Genomic DNA, 14,267 nt, shown 5'->3' on the forward strand with positions numbered 1-14,267 from the left:
TTACATTATTATGGAGAGAGTTACCTAGGGGAGAATCTGCTCATGAATAAGAAACAACGGATTTTTTATTTAGATTTTATTCGTGTCATCGCTATTCTTTTAGTTATATTTATACACGTATCAACTATTGACACTACTAAACATATTGGAACTACCGACTGGCAAATTATAAAAATGCTTAACTATTTTGCCCATATCAGTGTCCCTATTTTTTTCATGATTTCTGGTACTTTAATTCTCAACAGTCCAAAAGCTTTATCTTTAAAGTACACTTGGCAAAAAAGAATTCCTCGAGTTGTCATCCCTTTTGTTATCTGGTCGATAATCTTACCAACTGTTATCAGTTTAACGTCCAATTTATTATCAACTAATGATGTCTGGGGACGATTGAAATTCATTCTCAATAAACCAACCATACCGGTTTTCTGGTTTATGTATCCCTTAATCGGAGTCTATATTTTATCTCCAATCATTAAAACCTTTGTTGATAATGCTAGTCTTAAAATGTTATTTTACGTCACTAGTGTTTGGTTAGTTACCTGTTCATTATTACCATCGGTCAACGTTATGATGGGAAAAGATATGAAACACGTTTTCCAACTATCACCAGTTTCAAATTTTTTATTAATTGGCGGTTTTACTGGTTATTTCATTTTAGGATATTTATTGAGTCAAATGGATTTCAGAAATATCAGTAGTTTTGCTTTGTTGACTCTATTTATTGGAATTGGTACTTTCGGGAACTTCTTTTCCGAATCGGTTCCTAAAACCTTTGACACCAACAATAGTTACTACGTGACTTCTCTTTTCATTCCCATTATGTCGATTGCAGCTTTCATTTTGCTGCAGAAATGGGGTAGCAGTATACGTTCTCGAGGAGTGATCAATTTCTTTGAAAGTCTAGCACCACTAGTTTTCGGAATTTATTTATTACATTATTTAGTAATATTTTTCATTGAACCTTGGTTTTTCAAAAATACCAATCTACGTGGTATTCCTGCAACTTTTCTACGCTATATTGTTGTGGTTTTTATTACTATCGTGACTATCCGAGTAGTCAGTTTCATACCTGGTATTAACTACTTACTTATCGGCCATACAAGGTCAAAAAAATAGGCGATTCCCAATTGGGATCGTCTATTTTTGTACACTAGTTTTTCTTAGTTTTTGTCGTCTTTAATAAAAAACCAAAGATAATTAAGAATACTCCTGCGATAGTTGCAAAGATGCTTGAAGCTTCACCAGTCTGTGGCAATGTTCCAGCTTCGTCAGATGTACCAGTAGCTGGTGTTTCTGATTCACCTTTGTTACCAGAAGTATTTGGCAATAAGCCTTCCTCAGCATTGTCTTCAGATTGACTACCTTCAGAACCACCGTTGATTAGATTTTGGTTGCCATCTTCACCAGTTGTTGTTTCCTCAGAATCAGAATCTTCTTCCTCTTCTTTGTCAGTATCTGGAGTTACGCCATTATCTTCTTCACCAGGCTTTTCTTCGTCAGGCTTTCCACCATTTTCATCAGTACCTGTGGTGTCATCTTCGTCTTCATTGTTACTTTCGTCAGGATCTTTAGGATCTGTAGGATTGTCGCCGTCGTTACCGTCGCCATCTTCATTTCCATTGTTATCCTCATTATTGTTCTCGTCAGGATTTTCGGGATCTGTTGTACCGCCACCGTTATCCTCGTTGTTGTTCTCATCAGGATTTTCAGGGTCTGTGGTACTACCACCATTATCCTCGTTGTTATTTTCATCTGGATCTTCGGGATCCGTGGTATTACCTTCGTTACCCTCATGATTATTATCATCTGGATCTACTGGAAATACTGGAGGTACAACACCTTCTGCCGGAAGCGTTACAACATTATCATATTCAGTTTCTTTCTTGTTGTTATCTTGAAAATCCCATCTATGTGTTTCTGCGTTAACAACAACTTTATCAGCAATAATATTTCCATCTAAATTCTGATTGGCAATGATAGTTCCTTTAGGATTTAATACACTACCTTGAAATGGCTTATCAACATTGACTGTACCTTCATATAAGTTATCATCCTTTGTACTATCATAGAAATTCCATAGCAAATGATTGTCATCAAAATATTCCGTTTCTTGATTTGGACGTTCTTCTGAGGTACTACCATCACTATAAATCAATTTAATTTGAGAATTAATTTTGTACTCATCTACACCCTTAGTATCAACATTGACAATAATATTTGTACCACCAGCATCCTTAGACAATCCATAGATTGTTAGTGGTGTTGCCATGTTCAGAACTTCTGGATCTAAATTAAGAACAATTTGATTATTTTCATCTGGTTCAAATCTAGATAAATCAATTACCCTTTGATTCATATCAGGAAAATCGCCATTCGTAATTGTCATTTGAGAATCCTTATTAGACAACTCAGTAGATTTATCTTCAAGTTCTTGGAAATACTTATCAAAGTCAATATAGTAATTTCCATCTTTATCCTGATAAACTTCTTGAGCTACAAGATGATCCATATCTTTCCCATCTACTGTTGGACGATTAGGATTTGAAATATCAATATCAACATTCTCCCCAAATACAACCTTATTTTCCCTTGTATCACCACTAGATACAAAAGAACTCTGAGCAATATTAGTAATATTTTGAATATAAGAAATATCTTTATTCAATAATCCTTGTTCAGTAGTATTAGTTCCAAAGTTAACACCGCCATCCAAATGCTGAACAGCAACATTACCATTTGTATGTGCCTTTAATTGAGCCTCTCTAGCAAAAATATGAAAGTATGATGCATAACCCAATTCATTATTTTTTTCTATATCAGGATCATCTCTCTTTATATCGTCTTCGAACTTTCCACCAGGTCTAACTGCCGAATTGGCAACTCTCGAAGTAGCCTCTGTATTACTCTCAGCTGATTGTGCAGCCACACCACTAGTAGAACTTTGTGTAGCAACTGGAGCTTGAGCTGTAGCTGAACTTTGAGCAGATGCAGTTTGTGTTGCATTTGTTGAATCTGCTGTGTTTGTAGTATCTTGCACTGTACTTTGTGTAACTGCTCCCTTAGCAGCTTGTACATTATTACCACTAGTCTGGTTTTGATCAGTTTGATTACCAGTACTTTGAGTTGTTGCTGTTGCACTGTCTGTTTCGTCAGCATTTACAGTTGTAGCACTCATCCCTGTTAGCACTACCGCACTTATAGCAACACACGACAAAGCCCATTTTTTCCCTTTTCTCATTAACATAATCAACTAAATCTCCCTCGTTGAATTTAGAATAATTATTATTATCTAATAAAACTGGTAATAATTATATTTATGTCGATTATTACGCTACTATTTTTTATTGTCAAATAGCGATTCAATTAATGAGAATTAATCATTTCTTCAATCTTAAAGTTTCAATAATTGCGATTCCTAACGCCATGATAGCGATTATTCCTAATCCCGTAAATCCAACCCTAGAATACAAAATTGCTCCAATTAATGAACCTAAAGTTAATCCCAAGTAGAGAAATGAGCTGTTAAAAGACATTACCGTCGAACGTTTATCCGGTACAACGTCCACAATGTAAGTCGTCAAAGCCGTAACGCCCAAGCCTTGAGCCACCGCCAATAATATGAGAAAAATTATTATTCCCCATAACTGATTTTGACAGATCACCAATCCTAGAATAAAAATCATTGAGAGGAAACCATTGAGAATGACATCTTTCATAGCTCCTAATTTAGATAACAAATGACCGCCACAAAAACTGGCAATAAAGTTACTTAAACCATAGGCAATAAAGATATTGCCCGTTTGAGCCGTATTGAAATGAAAATTCTGGTTCAGAAAAGTTCCTAAAAAGGTATATATTAAATAAAAGCCAAACATCCAAACCAAATTAATCGACAATGAAAGCAAGGCCCTTCTTGACTTAAGTAATGTTTGAAAACTAGCTAAATACTTTAGTTTCCCCTGACCACTCATTAAATTGGGAACGACTAATAGTAAAACGCCAAAAGCCAATAACGTTAACAATATCGATCCCCAAAAGGCCATATGCCAGTTGGATAACTGTGATAATAATGTGCCCATAGGTACACCAATAGCAATTGACAAAGATAAAGCTGACATTGTAATTCCCATTACAATATTCAATTTTTTACCAGTGAAGTAACTACCGACAGTCGCCCAGATATTAGGCATTGTTACTGCTGCACCGATACCAGCTACAGCTCTACCAATATAAAAGGCTTCGATATTAGTGGCTTGTGCACAAATAAAACTACCTATTAGAAAAATCAATAATCCAGTTATCAAAAGTTTGCGCTTATTAAACTTGTCCCCTAAGGGTCCGAAAAATGGACTACCTACGGCATAGCACAAAGCATAAATGGTAACTGCCAGTGCTGCCTGTGAAGTTGTTACTGCGTAATCTTTCTCGATGGCTGGTAACAAAGGTGAGATTATGAATGAATCAGCTCCAATAACGAAAACGACCAAGAATAAACCAATAACCAATAAAATATCTTTAGATTTATAATTATCATTTTGTTTCATAATCAATACTTCTTTCTAAATTTTATAAAAATTATTCTTAAGCATCTGCAATATAAATCCACAAATAAAAAAGCACAATACGGGAATTTAATGATACTGAGTATCAAAAATTTCCCGTATTGCACTTTCAAAATATTAGGTTCTCAACTGTTCTGATGATACAATTCAGCTGAATTTAATTACTGGAGGTTCATTATGGTTGCAGCTGATATGAGTACTAGACACGGTGAACATTGCCCTTTAGACAGCACTCTCAAGATTCTCGATGGCAAATGGAAGTCCATTATTCTTTGCCGATTAATGCAACAAAAAGAGATGCGTTACAGCGAAATTCTTCAAACTTTGTCTGGATGTACAAGACGTATGCTCTCCTTACAATTGTCTCAACTTGAAGCCGACCACATCATAAAAAAAGAGATCGACACATCGTTTGTCCCCACTAAAACCAGTTATCACTTAACTGAATTGGGACAATCGCTTGTGCCGATCATTAAAGAAATGGATATCTGGGGTCAAATGTACCTAGATACCTTATATAAGAATAAAGAATAGCTAAACTAACTTCTTGATGTCTCGGTTCAAAATCATCAATTGTGAACCACAGAAAATTAAAACCAACCCCGTCAATAAAATATCGATTCCACTCAAAACAACCAGAACCGTATTCCACATATCCCTCACCATATTCAGAGAGAAATAAAGGTAGACGACAATAATTGGAATAATAATAACGAGATAAATAACAGTATAAACGTAACTCTTGTTGAAAATTAGATTCAAATCTAAATTAAATTTTTGCGTCTTCATATCCATCACATGAAAATGACGATCAATTAAATAAATTAGTCCTAAAGGATAGAAGCCCAGAAGCAAAGTGTACAAAAGTTGCATGCGTATTCTCCAATGTATTTGATGACTTAACATTATCGATTTTAAAAAAATGGAGCAAGCAATTTTGAGAATACTTTTATTTAGTTAACTTATTTATGAATATACTTATTGTCTAGCTTGAGATCCCAATGCAAAGACGGCCACGCATCCGAATCCAGTGTGACTAGAAATTGTCATCCCAATGGGATTGATTTGAATATCAGCTTTAGGAACCTTATTAATAATATGTTGCTTAACTGTTTCGGCAGCTTCCCAGTCACCACTAGTTGTGATAATAATTGGTTGATCAGGATCACTTTGAATCGCTGTTACTACCTTTTGTGCCAAGGTTAACAGTGATTTTTTTCGTGTTCTGATTTTTGAAACAAAGCGTAATTTTCCTGCAGGATCGACATCTAATAATGGTTTTACTTTAAGTAACGTTCCTAAAGTGGCTGAGGCTCGGGAAATACGTCCACCATGATAAAGATAAGTTAGATTATCAACCGTGAACCACTGTTGTAAACGTAATTTATTTTTATCAAACCAAGAAATCAAGTCATCCAAACTGGCACCAGCCTTTTGTAATCTGATTGCTTCAAGGAGCAGACGGCCTTCACCACCACTAGCTGCTAGAGTGTCGACAATACGAATATCAGCTTCAGGGAAGTCTTCTAATAGAATCTCTCTAGCTTGATTGGCACTGGACATTGAGCCGCTTAAACCGCCAGAGAAGCCTACATAAACAATAGCCATTCCTTTTTCCACATATTTTTTAAAGAATTCCAAGTATTCCCCAACGTTTACTTGTGTCGTCGATGGCAAAACTCCCGCTTTAATCTGTTCGTAGAACTCATCTAATGAGTAACTCTTACCGAAGTCATTGACAAGTTCTTTTCCATCAATCTCTGTATGAAAGTAAATTGCCTTAACATTATTTTCTTCCAAGAATTTTGCTGGCAAATCACATTCTGAGTCAGTTAAAATTTGATACATTTCATGTCCCCCTATGAAGGTTCCTCTAAATTCATTCCATAATAATACCATTTATCAAAATAATATACATTGCTTCTATACTTCTATCTGAATTCATAATAACAGTAAAAACAAATTAAAAATGCCATTCTGAAATTATTTTTCCACTATGATTATTTATAATGTCTTCAAAAGCTAGGCAAATAAAAAATACCTAAATACTGTTATATCAGCACTTAGATATTTTCAATCTTTTTAAACAGCCGTCTATCGGATTTGAACCGACGACCCCCACCTTACCATGGTGATGCTCTACCTATCTGAGCTAAGACGGCAATACATCTCCTACATTTTATCAAACTTATATCATGTAGAAAATGCTTTTAATTAAAATGCTTCAATAATTTCGGCAATACCTGTGGCAAAGAAGAAGAATGCCAACATAAAGACGATGAATCCTCCAGCCAATACTGGATTGAACAACAGAATGATCGCAAACAATAGGTTCAAACAAGCCAAAATCACGATAAAGATGTAGTACTTCTTACCGAAGAAATGATAAAAGCGAGATGTCAATATTTGTAAAATGGCATCTAGTAAAAACCAAACAGCGAACATGTAAACAATTGCTATAACTCCAACTTGTACGTGAGCAACAAAAATAATACCGATAATAATATCAACAACTGCTCCAAAGATGGTCCATCCGCTTCTGACACCTAAGAATTTAGTCATTTGAGAACCGAACCATAATTGATAAACTCCTCGTAAAATGGCGAAGAATCCGAATAATACAGCAATGGTCGACAAACTTCTCAATGGATACCATGTTACTAAATATCCAGCGTATAACGAGATTAAACCAATAATAAAACCAAACCAATCAAAACGTTTCTTTGGTTGACTCATATTTCTACCTCCCTTCTAAATACCAACAATTATTTTAACATTAAGAGTTATCAAAGTTGAGTGATATGCGCTATAATAGAATGGCTAATAAAATTTTTAGGCTAAACGAAGGGTTGAAAAATTGTCACCTAACAAAGAAAACTATTTAAAAACTATCTACGAACTAAATTATGATTTCACGAAAATCACTAATAAGCGTATTTCTGAGATCATGAATGTTTCCGCCCCATCAGTTACTGAAATGCTGAATGCTTTATCTGGCGAAGGCTACTTAACTCACTCACCTTACAATAAGATTGTACTTACTCCCAAGGGGAATAAGGTCTCTGAGAAACTAGTTAAGACACATCGTCTTTGGGAAGTATTTCTAAATAAATGCTTGAAGTACCCAGTCGATAATGTTCATCATAATGCTGATGCTCTGGAACATTCTTCAGATGACGATTTAATTGAACACTTAAACGACTTTTTGGGTCATCCCCAACGTTGTCCACATGGTGGTATCATTCCTGGCAATGGTCAAGGTGAAACAGATGCCGACGATAAATTGTTAAGCATGATTCCAGATGATACTAAGGTTCAAATTGTCAGAGTTTCTGATAACTACGACTTCTTACAATATTTCGGTAGCTTGAATCTTGAAATTGATGATACAATTACCGTTCTTAAACATGAAAAATTTGATAATTCCCTCGTTGTTGAAAAAGATGACGGTTCAAAATTAACTATCGGTGCTAAAGCTATCGATTACATTTTCGTGGAATTACGTTAATAATTTCGCATAAATAATAGGACGAGAAACCAATTTGGCTTCTCGTCCTATTTATGTTTATTTTTTAATTATCCATTTGCTTGTTTTCGTTCATCACGCTCAATTTCAATCAATTCACTCAAATCATGACACTTTTCCAAAGCTTCACGATACTGTTCATGAATATCTGGAGCTACTCTTCTACCATCACCGGACGGCACCATATGAATATCCTCAGTTTCAGCTTCAACAGACGTTTTAAAATACCACATCTTATAATGAAGAAAATCTAATTGATCTTGGAGGGTTTGAATCTGTTCTTTCACTGTCGCTGCTTCTTTTTCCAATAATTCATAACGATCCATTAACGTAACGTCACCTTGCATACATAGATCAATGAAGTGACGAATTTCAGTAATTGTCATTCCACATTTTTTCATACATTCAATCACTTGTAGAAAATTTAGATCATTATCTTTAAAACTTCTTCTACCTGCGCTATCACGATCAACAAATGGTAGCAATCCTTTACGGTCATAAAAGCGTAAAGTTGAAGCTGGCAAATTCATTTCCTCTGCCACATCTCCAATTGAATATCTCATTTTCAATTCCTCCTTGACTTGAACCATGGTTTAACTAGTAGTATAGCAGATGAGAATATGAAATTTATTATAGAGAGGATTTTATATAATGGAAAAAACAGAAATGCAAAAATTGTTAGACGGTGAATGGTATCGACTCACTGACCCTGAAATTGCAGGTCGAAAAACAAGCTCCGCAACTTTATGCCAAGATTTCAATGCCATTCCCGAAAATGAACCGGAAAAGCAAACTGCTAAAGCTCGTGAAATTTTTGGCTCTGCTGGTAAAAATTTAACAGTACATAGTCGACTAACTGTTGATTATGGTAAGAATATTCACGTCGGTGACAATTTCTTATCCAATTACAATTTAACAATATTAGATATTGCACCCGTTAACATGGGAAATGACGTTTGGATCGGCCCTGATACCGACATCTATACCGTTAATCATCCTTTAACTGCAAAAGGACGCAAACAAAGATTAGGAATTGGTAAACCCGTCAATATCGGCAACGATGTTTGGATTGGTGGACATTGCACAATTTGCCCCGGAGTCACAATTGGTAACGGTGTAGTCGTTGCTGCAGGAGCAGTCGTTACAAAAGATATTCCTGATAACGTATTGGTTGGCGGTGTTCCAGCCAAAGTAATCAAACAAATTGAGCAGTAAAAAAAGAGAATCGGCCATCCGATTCTCTTTTTTTCTACTATTTTTGTGCCTGTTGATTATTTTCGACAATTTTCTTATAAAAGACAGCCATAACCAGTTGCTCATATGGTTGTAACCAAACAGATAGCAATTCATGTGTCATTGCATTAAGAATTTCCCAGAAGAAAAATTCAAAAATGATTGAAAAGTAAGTCCACTTATAACCACGCATCACAATAGTACTGCGACTAAAACTCGAAAACGCCATGCGTAACGACCATTTCCCTTGATCAGCTTGATCATCTTTGAAAACCAAGAATGACTGAGAAAAGATTACCAAGAACCAAATTCCAGGAAGCACATAAAGCATGAAACCAGCTTCCAAAAATAGTCCTAATAACGCCGTTATGAAGAGTAGTGGAAAGAAATATTTGCCACTAAATGCTTGTAAACTATCTTTAATAGCATTGATTTGATAATCAGGATTTCTCAATTTATCGATCAAAGCATAAGAAACACCTGCACAAACCATCATAAAAAAGAAAAAGAAACCATAAACTGCAACGTTACTTTGTGGTGTTAGATTCAACATATATTGCGATGCTGAACCCGGATCATTTGCCATACTCATTGAAATCTCTGACAGGCGACGACTAGCCTGCTCTGGATCAGCTAAATTAACATTTATATTAGCCATCCAAGTTGTGTAAATTTTCATTCCAAAATATACTGCTAGAAATCTTAACAAAATCGGAACGATATTATGTGCAATATTTCCTTTAATATCTTTTCTAAAAGCACGATGTGCCTCACGTCTGATCTCAAAAGCAGATATTCGATTGTAATTAGCGTTATTCATCAATATCCCTCACATTAGATAACGCCATTATAACAAAGATGAATTAACTAAACTAATTTACTTTATCGTGATTGGTGCCTTAGTAGTCTTAATCATTAACAAATTATTAGCATCAACCTTATTCTGATAGGCGTTGCCATATTTCTTATCAAAGTATCGAACATAACCATGCTCACTCGTCAGATCCAGTCCTTCAACACTAAGTCCTGAACCAACAAAATGTCCAGTGCCAAACATTCTGAAGTCATTATGATTCATCAAAGTTGTTTTAGAAATAGAAATTTTACTGTGATTATTCAATGATTTCAGTGTATCCAAATTAGACTGTTTAATACTCATTTTCGACTCGTCCAAATTAAAACTAGATTTCAAAATGGTTGAATTAGTAGCCGTAATTTGTGAATATGCACTGGCAACCAAATTAGCGTTTGAAATTTTGCTATTCTTCATTGTTAATTTAGCGTCATACAAATTCATTTTTTCAATATTATTGACCGTAGCATCATTCATGTAAACATTAGAATCATAATCCAAATCTTTAGCTGATTTAATAAAATTATTTATCGTTACATCATTTATTTTGATATTTCCTTCAGCAAGTCGGACGTTTACATTGTCCAATGATTTATTCATAGGAATAGTTACCGTTACGTTATTGTCATCTAATAAATCAACACCAACATGATTTTTTCTTTCCTGACCCGTAACGGTTAGGGTGTTATTTTTAATCTTATAAGTAGGCTCTGAGCTCTTTTCACCATCAATACGAATCTTATAGCGATCGCCTAAACGGAAGGTAACATTAGTATTTCTACCTTCGACGTACACATTTTTGAAATTACTCAACGGATAAGTTTCATCAATCTTTTGGATAATTTTAAATCCGTGATTCCAAACAACCGATTTATTTCCACCCATAATAAAACCACCGAGTAACAATAAGCCACCGACTATTAATAAATAAAATCCTGTTACAAAATATTTACGCATTTTCTTTTTCCCCCTTCATTGGAGTCTTTCTACCGTGAAGTAACTTCTTACCCAACCAACGGAAGAAAATGACAACTACACTAAAGAACCACTTCAACAAAGCAATAATAATGGGAATTAAGAAGAAATCAATTCCTAAAACTAATAGTCCTCCACCAATGTAGAAGATAGCCACAGAAAATGACTGAAAAATAACCGAAAGACCGATGAATATTGCTCCAATACCACTAACTACTGAAACAGCGACCAAGAATAAGAATATCAAAACAAACAATATTGCCAATCCAACTACTAAGGCCAACATTAATATCACTATAAGTGCAATTGGCAAAGCAATTGGTGACGCCATTAACGCTAATAAAACTAATCCAATCATCTTTAAATTTCTCTTAAAACGATCATTATTCGAAATATGACCATTATCAATATTTTGATAATTTTGCTCAGACATCTTAATCGAATAGTCTGCCAAAACCTTACGAGCCAAATTTTTGGGTGTTCCCAATTCATTAATAATTGCATCCGATGTACTTAATTTAGCATCGATTATATATTCTTGATAAAATTCGATCACATCTTGTTGTTCAGCTTCACTCAATTGATGTAAATATATTTTAAATTCATCAATATACGAATCCATTGCTCTATTATTCATTATTCCCCTCCAAGATAGTATCAGTTGCTGCCTTTAATTCCTGCCAATTATTTCTGATTCTATCCAGTTGCTCTCTACCTAAATCAGTAATTTTATAATAACGACGATTTCTACCTTCGTAAGCCTCGTCATAAGTACTCAACCAACCTTCTTTTTTTAACCGACGCAAAATCGGATACATGGTTGATTCAGAAATAGGAAATACCGTTTGAACTTTCCTAGTAATTGCGTACCCATAATAATCTTCACTTGTAAGCAGAGCTAAAACAGAACCCTCAAGTATCTCAGTTGAAACTTGAATTGCCATATTATCTCCTCATTTCTATCATACTATACGTTGTATAATATCGTTCAATTAATAATATTATTATAAAAAATAGTATAAGTCAATTTAACTCTCTATTTCGGGCGGTATAACATGCCGCCATCCACAGAGAATTTTATTACCAACTGAATTACGTGTTTTATTCTTTATTCCAATTAATTTAGAAATTAGAAAGAATATCTATTAAGAATTCAATTAACTCATAAAAATAGATTTGAACTTTTCGAGTAAATACCGTTATTTTTACTTTAAACATTTAGAAAACTGAATTGAAATAGAACCTCTAACTAATCCGGAACAACAATCGGGAATGGCTTTGCCATTTACAATAAGGCCGATCTTGGGGATCCAATGCTTTCCCAATTATTGTGGAGGATGACATATTTAATCTAAAAAGCTTGACAATCTTTTTTCTACGTCGTACGATTATTGCAACATTTCAAAACAAATCTAAAAACGACGACAGAAGAGTAGCTGAGTTAATTAGTCCAGAGAGTTAACGTTGGTGCGAAGTTAACCTAATCCTCAGTGAAACACATCTGTAAGTTGAATGACTGAAACAAGTAAGTCATTTCGGTAGCACCGTTACAGCTGAAGTTATTGTAACTTCATGAGTCTAATATCGTGAGATATTAGAAATCAGAGGTGGTACCGCGAATATTCGCCCTCTTGGTCCTTTTGGATCGAGAGGGTTTTTTATTTGGGATAACCCTTATTTAGTGACAATAACTTCCTGAGGTTAATATCGTGAGGTATTAACAAATTAAGGTGGAACCACGTTAAAAACGTCCTTTAGCAAATTTGCTGAAGGACGTTTTTTTATGTCTTTAGTTAAAGGGGAAAGAGATTATGATGAATTATATTTTTGAAATTTTACCATCGCTTTTAAGCGGTACAGCCATGACTTTAAAAGTTTTCTTTTGGACACTGATTTGTTCACTACCACTAGGAGTTTTAGTTTCTCTCGGTCGTAGTTCGAAATTCAAACCACTAAGTTGGTTAGTTTCCTTCTACATCTGGGTTATGCGTGGAACACCTTTGTTACTACAATTAATTTTTGTTTTCTACGGATTACCTAATATGCCATTTGCTCATATTGTTTTTGAAAGATACGATGCCGCCTTATTTGCCTTCATTCTCAATTACACAGCATACTTTGCCGAAATCTTTCGTGGTGGTTTCAGCACTGTCAGCAAAGGTCAGTTTGAAGGTGCTAAAGTTTTAGGCCTCAATTATTGGCAAACATTGAGAAAAATTATTATTCCACAAGTAGTTAAAATTGTGCTGCCATCAATTGGTAATGAGGTTATCAATTTAGTTAAGGATTCATCATTAGTCTACGTTATCGGTTTAGGCGATCTACTTCGTGCCGGAAACATCGCTAGTTCAAGAGATGTAACGCTTCTACCATTAGTATTAGTTGGTATCATTTACTTACTATTAACCTTGATCTGCACTTGGTTATTAAAAGTCTTAGAAAAACATTTCAGTTATTACCGTTAGGAGAAAAATTATGTTGAAGTTAGAAAATATTACTAAAAGTTTTGATGGTAAAACCATCTTAGATAATTTAAACCTTGAAGTTAAAGACAATTCAATTCTCAGCATTGTCGGTCCTAGTGGTGCCGGTAAAACAACCCTTTTACGTTGTATTGCCGGTTTGGAAAAAGTTGATTCTGGAACTTTTATGCTCAATGACAAACCGTTTGATCCTTTCGATGAATCAGTTAAAGAACGAGTTATTGGTGTTGTTTTTCAAGACTTCAATCTCTTCCCTCACTTATCAGTTATGGAAAATATATCTCTAGCACCTAAATTAGTTTTGAAACAAGATAAGACTACTGTGCAAAAGAATGTGGATAAACTTTTGGAACAATTAGGCCTCACTTCTTTGAAGAACCAATATCCTTTTGAATTATCAGGTGGTCAAAAACAACGTGTCGCTATCGCTAGGGCCTTGGCAATGCAGCCACAAATTCTTTGCTACGACGAACCTACTTCAGCCCTTGATCCTAGTTTACGTGATACTGTAGCCCAAGTTATTTTGGACCTGAAAAAGACTGGTATCACACAAATCGTCATCACCCATGATCCTGACTTTGCCAAAAAGATTGCCGATCAATTACTAGAAGTTAAACCAATCAATGATTAATCTC

Annotated in this window: 16 protein-coding genes, 1 tRNA gene and 1 other annotated feature; of the genes, 6 read left to right on the forward strand and 11 right to left on the reverse strand. The window is 34.9% G+C overall.

What is annotated here, in order from left to right; all coding sequences use genetic code 11:
* Positions 1-42: 42 nt before the first annotated feature.
* Positions 43-1,116, forward strand: coding sequence for an acyltransferase (locus FC97_RS06650; protein WP_056967959.1), 1,074 nt, complete (start codon positions 43-45; stop codon positions 1,114-1,116).
* Positions 1,117-1,150: 34 nt separating this feature from the next.
* Here the strand turns inward: FC97_RS06650 and FC97_RS13780 are convergent, their stop codons facing one another.
* Positions 1,151-3,244: a collagen-binding domain-containing protein gene (locus FC97_RS13780; protein ID WP_054642397.1), complete on the reverse strand. Its 2,094-nt coding sequence runs from the start codon at positions 3,242-3,244 to the stop codon at positions 1,151-1,153.
* Between the two features lie 133 nt (positions 3,245-3,377).
* Entirely contained in the window at positions 3,378-4,544 is a 1,167-nt protein-coding gene (locus FC97_RS06660; protein ID WP_054642396.1) for an MFS transporter, read from the reverse strand.
* A 210-nt stretch (positions 4,545-4,754) separates the two neighbouring features.
* Here FC97_RS06660 and FC97_RS06665 point away from each other — a divergent pair, with 210 nt between their 5' ends.
* On the forward strand, positions 4,755-5,096 hold the full coding sequence (locus FC97_RS06665; RefSeq protein WP_235628555.1) for a winged helix-turn-helix transcriptional regulator: 342 nt from the start codon (positions 4,755-4,757) through the stop codon (positions 5,094-5,096).
* On the opposite strand, the gene FC97_RS06670 is transcribed toward FC97_RS06665, so the two are convergent.
* The 4 genes from FC97_RS06670 to FC97_RS06685 form a co-directional block, all read right to left on the reverse strand.
* The gene (locus tag FC97_RS06670; protein ID WP_054642395.1) at positions 5,097-5,435 is read right to left on the reverse strand and encodes a hypothetical protein; all 339 of its coding nucleotides are present in this window, start codon (positions 5,433-5,435) and stop codon (positions 5,097-5,099) included.
* A 105-nt stretch (positions 5,436-5,540) separates the two neighbouring features.
* Entirely contained in the window at positions 5,541-6,410 is an 870-nt protein-coding gene (locus FC97_RS06675; RefSeq protein ID WP_054642394.1) for a DegV family protein, read from the reverse strand.
* Between the two features lie 240 nt (positions 6,411-6,650).
* Positions 6,651-6,724: transfer RNA gene (locus FC97_RS06680), tRNA-Thr, on the reverse strand.
* Positions 6,725-6,776: 52 nt separating this feature from the next.
* On the reverse strand, positions 6,777-7,298 hold the full coding sequence (locus FC97_RS06685; protein ID WP_054642393.1) for an HdeD family acid-resistance protein: 522 nt from the start codon (positions 7,296-7,298) through the stop codon (positions 6,777-6,779).
* Positions 7,299-7,419: 121 nt separating this feature from the next.
* Here FC97_RS06685 and FC97_RS06690 point away from each other — a divergent pair, with 121 nt between their 5' ends.
* Positions 7,420-8,070, forward strand: a complete 651-nt coding sequence (locus tag FC97_RS06690; RefSeq protein ID WP_025085215.1) for a metal-dependent transcriptional regulator — start codon at positions 7,420-7,422, stop codon at positions 8,068-8,070.
* Positions 8,071-8,138: 68 nt separating this feature from the next.
* On the opposite strand, the gene FC97_RS06695 is transcribed toward FC97_RS06690, so the two are convergent.
* A complete protein-coding gene (locus tag FC97_RS06695) occupies positions 8,139-8,651 on the reverse strand; it encodes a MerR family transcriptional regulator (RefSeq protein WP_082397494.1) in 513 nt (170 codons plus the stop codon).
* An 88-nt stretch (positions 8,652-8,739) separates the two neighbouring features.
* Here FC97_RS06695 and FC97_RS06700 point away from each other — a divergent pair, with 88 nt between their 5' ends.
* Positions 8,740-9,303: a sugar O-acetyltransferase gene (locus FC97_RS06700; protein ID WP_054642392.1), complete on the forward strand. Its 564-nt coding sequence runs from the start codon at positions 8,740-8,742 to the stop codon at positions 9,301-9,303.
* A 37-nt stretch (positions 9,304-9,340) separates the two neighbouring features.
* On the opposite strand, the gene FC97_RS06705 is transcribed toward FC97_RS06700, so the two are convergent.
* From FC97_RS06705 to FC97_RS06720, 4 genes are read right to left on the reverse strand one after another with little or no spacing between them, the layout of a single operon-like run.
* The gene (locus FC97_RS06705; protein WP_054642391.1) at positions 9,341-10,141 is read right to left on the reverse strand and encodes a DUF975 family protein; all 801 of its coding nucleotides are present in this window, start codon (positions 10,139-10,141) and stop codon (positions 9,341-9,343) included.
* 57 nt (positions 10,142-10,198) lie between these two features.
* Positions 10,199-11,131, reverse strand: a complete 933-nt coding sequence (locus tag FC97_RS06710; protein WP_056967963.1) for a DUF4097 family beta strand repeat-containing protein — start codon at positions 11,129-11,131, stop codon at positions 10,199-10,201.
* Positions 11,124-11,786, reverse strand: coding sequence for a DUF1700 domain-containing protein (locus FC97_RS06715; protein WP_054642388.1), 663 nt, complete (start codon positions 11,784-11,786; stop codon positions 11,124-11,126). Before FC97_RS06715 ends, FC97_RS06710 begins: the two co-directional genes overlap by 8 nt.
* Entirely contained in the window at positions 11,779-12,093 is a 315-nt protein-coding gene (locus FC97_RS06720; protein WP_054642387.1) for a PadR family transcriptional regulator, read from the reverse strand. The genes FC97_RS06715 and FC97_RS06720 overlap by 8 nt, the downstream gene beginning before the upstream one ends.
* A 468-nt stretch (positions 12,094-12,561) precedes the next feature.
* Positions 12,562-12,783 (forward strand) — a binding site (T-box leader).
* Positions 12,784-12,960: 177 nt separating this feature from the next.
* Here FC97_RS06720 and FC97_RS06725 point away from each other — a divergent pair.
* The gene (locus FC97_RS06725; protein ID WP_054642386.1) at positions 12,961-13,614 is read left to right on the forward strand and encodes an amino acid ABC transporter permease; all 654 of its coding nucleotides are present in this window, start codon (positions 12,961-12,963) and stop codon (positions 13,612-13,614) included.
* Between the two features lie 10 nt (positions 13,615-13,624).
* A complete protein-coding gene (locus FC97_RS06730) occupies positions 13,625-14,263 on the forward strand; it encodes an amino acid ABC transporter ATP-binding protein (RefSeq protein WP_054642385.1) in 639 nt (212 codons plus the stop codon).
* The last annotated feature ends 4 nt before the right edge of the window (positions 14,264-14,267 follow it).

This window comes from Companilactobacillus kimchii DSM 13961 = JCM 10707, from assembly GCF_001435445.1.
Lineage (GTDB): Bacteria > Bacillota > Bacilli > Lactobacillales > Lactobacillaceae > Companilactobacillus > Companilactobacillus kimchii.

Excerpts from the sequence above, each read along its gene's own strand:
- FC97_RS06685 (WP_054642393.1), bottom strand. The coding sequence starts at position 7,298 with ATGAGTCAACCAAAGAAACGTTTTGATTGGTTTGGTTTTATTATTGGT.
- FC97_RS06670 (WP_054642395.1), bottom strand. The coding sequence starts at position 5,435 with ATGCAACTTTTGTACACTTTGCTTCTGGGCTTCTATCCTTTAGGACTA.
- FC97_RS06675 (WP_054642394.1), bottom strand. The coding sequence starts at position 6,410 with ATGTATCAAATTTTAACTGACTCAGAATGTGATTTGCCAGCAAAATTC.
- FC97_RS06665 (WP_235628555.1), top strand. The coding sequence starts at position 4,755 with ATGAGTACTAGACACGGTGAACATTGCCCTTTAGACAGCACTCTCAAG.
- FC97_RS06705 (WP_054642391.1), bottom strand. The coding sequence starts at position 10,141 with ATGAATAACGCTAATTACAATCGAATATCTGCTTTTGAGATCAGACGT.
- FC97_RS06660 (WP_054642396.1), bottom strand. The coding sequence starts at position 4,544 with ATGAAACAAAATGATAATTATAAATCTAAAGATATTTTATTGGTTATT.
- FC97_RS06730 (WP_054642385.1), top strand. The coding sequence starts at position 13,625 with ATGTTGAAGTTAGAAAATATTACTAAAAGTTTTGATGGTAAAACCATC.
- FC97_RS06715 (WP_054642388.1), bottom strand. The coding sequence starts at position 11,786 with ATGAATAATAGAGCAATGGATTCGTATATTGATGAATTTAAAATATAT.
- FC97_RS06650 (WP_056967959.1), top strand. The coding sequence starts at position 43 with ATGAATAAGAAACAACGGATTTTTTATTTAGATTTTATTCGTGTCATC.
- FC97_RS13780 (WP_054642397.1), bottom strand. The coding sequence starts at position 3,244 with ATGTTAATGAGAAAAGGGAAAAAATGGGCTTTGTCGTGTGTTGCTATA.
- FC97_RS06725 (WP_054642386.1), top strand. The coding sequence starts at position 12,961 with ATGATGAATTATATTTTTGAAATTTTACCATCGCTTTTAAGCGGTACA.
- FC97_RS06695 (WP_082397494.1), bottom strand. The coding sequence starts at position 8,651 with ATGAGATATTCAATTGGAGATGTGGCAGAGGAAATGAATTTGCCAGCT.
- FC97_RS06710 (WP_056967963.1), bottom strand. The coding sequence starts at position 11,131 with ATGCGTAAATATTTTGTAACAGGATTTTATTTATTAATAGTCGGTGGC.
- FC97_RS06720 (WP_054642387.1), bottom strand. The coding sequence starts at position 12,093 with ATGGCAATTCAAGTTTCAACTGAGATACTTGAGGGTTCTGTTTTAGCT.
- FC97_RS06700 (WP_054642392.1), top strand. The coding sequence starts at position 8,740 with ATGGAAAAAACAGAAATGCAAAAATTGTTAGACGGTGAATGGTATCGA.